Genomic DNA, 4807 nt, shown 5'->3' on the forward strand with positions numbered 1-4807 from the left:
CGAGTGGAAGCGCCTGCGCGCCGCTGACGCGGCCTGAAGCCTCGCGTTTCAATCGGTCGCGCCGCTCGTCACGCACGCTTCCCGTCCGCCCTCAAGCGATCCGGCACGTCGTTGGCCGGACGGTTACCCTTCAAGTTCTCCTGGTCGGAGACAGGAAGACTCGCGGACTCCTGCTGCTGCTGTCCGTTTCACGCCAGGACGTCACGCCGGATTTCCCACTCGGTTCGAAGAGTTTGTTCCGCTGAGGCTCCGCTGCGCTCGGCCACACGGTAGTAACTGGCGCCAATCAGGAGCAGCAGGACAAACGCAGCCACCCGCTCGGAGACGCTTTTTCCATGGGGCGATTCAGGGCATGCACCACCTGATTCAACCTCGCCTTCACGGGCAGCGGCACACAGGCCAGCGACTTCGCGAACAGAAGCCGGAGGGAAAATCCTGGTTCCCAGCGTCCTCAGAGCTTGGACTGCGATCTCTTGGCGGGCCGTGCACTCAGTCATCTTCCTCGGAATCAACAACACCCCATAGAGCATCGATCGTGAAGTCATCCGCCTGGAGCATCGACTCAAGTGCTTCGAGGAACCAAGCCTCCTTGAGGAATGCGCCTTTACGGCTCATCAGGGACGGCTCTGCCCAGTTCTTGATCCCGTTTAGAAGCGCCTTGACAATGCGAGAGCGTCTCTGACCGGGCTCTTCCAGCCGTAGTGAGAGATCGTAAGTGAACGAGGCCAGAAACGCAGTGCGTGTCTCAGGATCAGTGAAGAGATCCGGCACAATTGCATCGTAATAGCGTTTGGCATGTGCCCTTACCCATTCTGGATCTTCAAGTCGCTTACACGAAACTTCCAGCAGATTATCGAAAGCATTCAGCTTCCGCTTAACATCCTCTTCGGTGAGCGGTTTCTGACCACGCGATTGTACATCACGAAGAGCTTGTCGGAACTGCTCCCGAACCCGGTCCTCGCGCTTCGCAAGCCGACTCCGGAGCATATCAAGCCGCTTGATTCTACTTTGAGTCGCCCTGTCTAACGTTGGCGAGAGTTCTTCGAAGTACGGTATTGGAATCCAAAATCCGTATGTTGTTTCTATGGCACGTGGTCTCACTGCAGCAGTGACGCTCAATGTCGATTGGGAATCCTCCACGTCGCCTGAAGCATCATCGAGTTCGACTGAGGCCCAAAGACTGAACATCGCACCAGTGCCGGAATACACCAACCCCCTCGCGCGCTCCGACGCTTCGGGCGCTTCCCGCACAGGCGGCAACGGTAGTCGAAACGGATCGGCGCGAGTCGGCCGGAAGACGAGACGTGCTTCGCGAAAGAAATGTTCCAGGGTCAACCGATAAGCCCCACTCTGGAGAAGCTGTCCTTTCGTCTGCAGGCTCCTAAGATAGGCATCCACTCCTGCAGGCGAGCGCGCTCCGACAACTTCGAGTAGGATTTCCTCGTTACTCCGAAACGCAGAACCGGTCGCATTCGAGGACCCTACGTACGTTGTTGTTCCGTCTTTCTTTCGCAGAACGTAAAGCTTCGAGTGGAAGAGGCCACGTGGCCCGGTGTGGAGATACACCTCAGTCGGTCCTCGCCGCTTGGCTCGAATGAGGAACTTCTCAAGTTCGTACAACTGCTTCGATCCACTCGGAGGACGGTTGAGGTGCAGAATCAGGCTCGCTGACGCAGCGAGTCGTTCACGCACCGCATTAAGCCAGTCGATGCCGAAGAAACACGAAACCACTTCCAGTTCCAGAGTGCCACGGAGCGCATCGATCCACGACGCCTCGTCATAGAATTCAATTCCTCGCTCTTTTGATGTCGTCGTGAGCTGCACTTGAAATGGAGCCATTTTCCCCTCTATTTAATAGTTCTTCCATCCAAGAGCGGCATGGATTGACTCGCCCCATCATGCATCACTTTGGCTCAAGAGGATTCAATTTGCCTTCAACGACTAAGTCATACCATTCTCCCCGAGAGTAAGAGAGGTACATCTACTCGCAGGACGCGTCGCGCGAGTCAGGTTTCCGTCGCCGTCCTCAACCCGGCCGGGGGAGGGGCTTGCAGCCGAAGGCGCTCTCCCGTGAGCGGATGCGTGAACGCGAGCGTCTCCGCGTGGAGCAGGTAGCCACCATCTCCGGGCAGGCCGGGCTCGCTCGCGCGGGGCAGACCTCCCGAGGCGAACATCGGATCCCCGGCGAGCGGATGGCTGATGTACGCCAGATGGATGCGGATCTGCTCGGGGCGTCCCGTGTGGATGCGCACCTCGAAGAGGGTCTGTCCGTTACGCCGCTCCAGGACCGTGGCGTGGCTGTGTGACGGCTTGCCCTGCTCGGTCGCCCCGTGCACGGAGCCCAGCATGGGGTGTGGCACCAGGCCGATGGGCGCGTGGATGTCATAGGAGTCCTGCGCCGCGACCCCGTCCGAGAGTGCCCGGTAGCGCTTCTCCACGTCGCCCTCGCGCCAGTTGCGGGAGAGCTTCGCGGCGGCTTCGTGCGTGCGGGAGAAGAGCACCAGCCCGGAGGTCGCCCGCCCCAGCCGGTGCAGCGCGGAAGCCTCCGGCCAGCGCAGTCGCACGAAGGAGAGCAGCGTGTTCTTGAGGAAGCCCCCGGAGGGCAGCGTCGGCAGTCCGCTCGGCTTGATGACCGCGAGCAGCGACGCGTCCTCGTACACCAGCTCGAAGCTGTCCGGCGTCTCCCCTTCTCGCCAGGGCGGACGGTGCCAGCAGAGCTCCTGGTGGGCTCGCAGCCGCTCGTCGCCCGTCGCCGTGACGCCGTCCAGCCGCACCTCGCCACGCACGAAGCGCGCACGCCACTCTTCCTCCGTGGAGTGCCGGTACGCATCCGTCAGGTAGGCGAGCGCGGTGCGCCCCACGGAGGCGGCGCCAATCCGCTCGCGGTACACGTAGCCGTCGTTCAGGCCGGCAGAGTCGTCAGGCATGGACATCACCCGTGCACTCTACGGTTCAGGGCGCGCGTTCGCGGCAACCATCGAGGGCTCGGCGGGGCGGGCGGCATTAGGACAGGCCGCCCTCGGTCTCCACGATGGCCGCGAGGAACAACACATATGTGAGTTCGGCCACGGGCCGCTTCTCCCGCCGGGCCTGGAGCCGCAGCGCCTTGGGCAGGGAGCAGGGCCGCCCGCGCTCACCGTCGCGCATCTGGACGTGGCCCCTTTCGGAATAGCCCACCACCTGCCAGCCCAGCCTGCACAGCGCCGTACTGAGGTCGTCGGTGAGCTGGTGGTGGATGGCGCGAGCGATGGGCACGGGACTGAAGCGCTCGCTCGACCAGCTCCCCGCTTCCTCCCGCCAGCCGCGGGCGCGCAGGTAGTTCGCCTTGCGCGCCAGCGACAGTCCTCCAACGTGGCGCTCGAGCTTCATGACAACGCTCGGCGCGTGAAGAAGAGGACCATGGGTGGGAGGCCCGCCATATCGCGGTGGCTCCCCGTGCACCAGGGCCCTCCAGGAGACCTACTCCAGCATCAGCTTGCGCGCCGCCGCCTGCGTGCGCACCGACTGGATGATGGCCGTGTCGAGCGTGTCCGCGCCCTTGTTCTCCGCCGCCTTCGAGGCGAGGAACTTCTCGCGCTCCCCCTGGAGCGTCTGGATGCGGGCCTGGATGTCCGAACGCTCCTTCGACTTCGCGTCCACGATGGCCTTGCGCTCCACCACCGACTTGCCCTTCAGCTCCGTCGGCAGGTCCTCATCCTTGAGCGCCTCCACCTTCACCGTCCCCTTCTTGGCGCCGTCCACCAGGTCCCAACTGGAGTTGTCATACAGGCGGCTCGCCTTGGACGCCGCGCGTGAGGCGGTGGCGCTGGCACTGACCCCGGCGTTGCTGTCCTGGGCCTCCTGCCGCATCTTGCTCGCGCGCCCTTCCGACCCGTAGCCCAGGTACGTCTTGCTCAAATCCCCGCTCAGCCGCGCCAGCTCCGCGTCCTGGGGGGCCGCCACGTGGGCCACCGCGCGATTCTGGTCGATGTTCAGCGCCTGCCCCTGGGCGAGCGCCGCCGCGGCCGTCCAACCCTCCCGCGCCCCCACCTCCGCGGGGCCACAGTGGATGGTGTTCACGATGATGCCGTGCTCCTTCGCGCTGGCGATGGCCGTCGAGTAGACGACGGGCCCCTGCGTGAAGGGCTCGTTGCCCGCGATGTAGATGAGCTTCAGGTCCTCCTTCGACTTGCTCCAGGACAGTTGGGTGGTGGCCTTCTGGATGGCCTGCCCGCAGTACTCGTCGCCGCCGTTGGTGCGCAGCGCGAAGAGCTGTTCGGAGACCTTGTCCAGGTCCGTGGTGAAGGGCAGGAGCTGGCGGATGTAGCCATCCTTCGCGTCGATGTCGGACTTGCCGTACTCGTAGAGGGCGATCTCCAGCCGGGCCATCTGGCCATCGCGGCGGGCCTTCTGGAACGTGTTCACCACCGTCCAGAGCTGACGCCGGGCCTGGTCGATGAGGCCGTCCATGCTGCCGCTGGTGTCCAGCAGCAGGGCGATCTGCACCCGGGGCGCGGACGTCGCCGCGTCCACCACCGCGGGCGAAGGACCGACGGGCTTCGCCTTCACGTCGGGCGCCACCGACCCGGTGGGCGCGGCCGGGGTCCTGGCGTGAGCGACTTGGGGAAGGGCGAGCAGGCCAAGACCGAGGGCGAGAGACTTGAACATGGGGTGGTTCTCCGGCGGGATGACGCGACCAGCGCGGGAGGCCCGCGCCGTCAGGTTTCCCTTGAACGCATGGGGCGCGAAAAAGGTCTGACCCGGGTGTTCGCCAGGGTTTTGGGCCCCCCGCGGCCTCACCTTCCGGGCCCCGACCCCCGTATATTTC

Annotated in this window: 4 protein-coding genes; all 4 read right to left on the reverse strand. The window is 64.2% G+C overall.

What is annotated here, in order from left to right; all coding sequences use genetic code 11:
• Positions 1 to 489 precede the first annotated feature (489 nt).
• The gene (locus D7V88_RS38995) at positions 490 to 1839 is read right to left on the reverse strand and encodes a phospholipase D-like domain-containing protein (RefSeq protein ID WP_120545599.1); all 1350 of its coding nucleotides are present in this window, start codon (positions 1837 to 1839) and stop codon (positions 490 to 492) included.
• 167 nt (positions 1840 to 2006) lie between these two features.
• A complete protein-coding gene (locus D7V88_RS39000) occupies positions 2007 to 2933 on the reverse strand; it encodes an RluA family pseudouridine synthase (RefSeq protein WP_120545600.1) in 927 nt (308 codons plus the stop codon).
• Between the two features lie 70 nt (positions 2934 to 3003).
• Positions 3004 to 3369 carry a hypothetical protein gene (locus D7V88_RS39005; RefSeq protein ID WP_120545601.1) on the reverse strand — a complete coding sequence of 122 codons (366 nt, stop codon included), beginning with the start codon at positions 3367 to 3369 and terminating at the stop codon, positions 3004 to 3006.
• Between the two features lie 90 nt (positions 3370 to 3459).
• Positions 3460 to 4647: a vWA domain-containing protein gene (locus D7V88_RS39010; protein WP_120545602.1), complete on the reverse strand. Its 1188-nt coding sequence runs from the start codon at positions 4645 to 4647 to the stop codon at positions 3460 to 3462.
• Positions 4648 to 4807: the final 160 nt, after the last annotated feature.

Source organism: Corallococcus terminator (assembly GCF_003611635.1).
Classification (GTDB): Bacteria; Myxococcota; Myxococcia; order Myxococcales; family Myxococcaceae; genus Corallococcus; species Corallococcus terminator.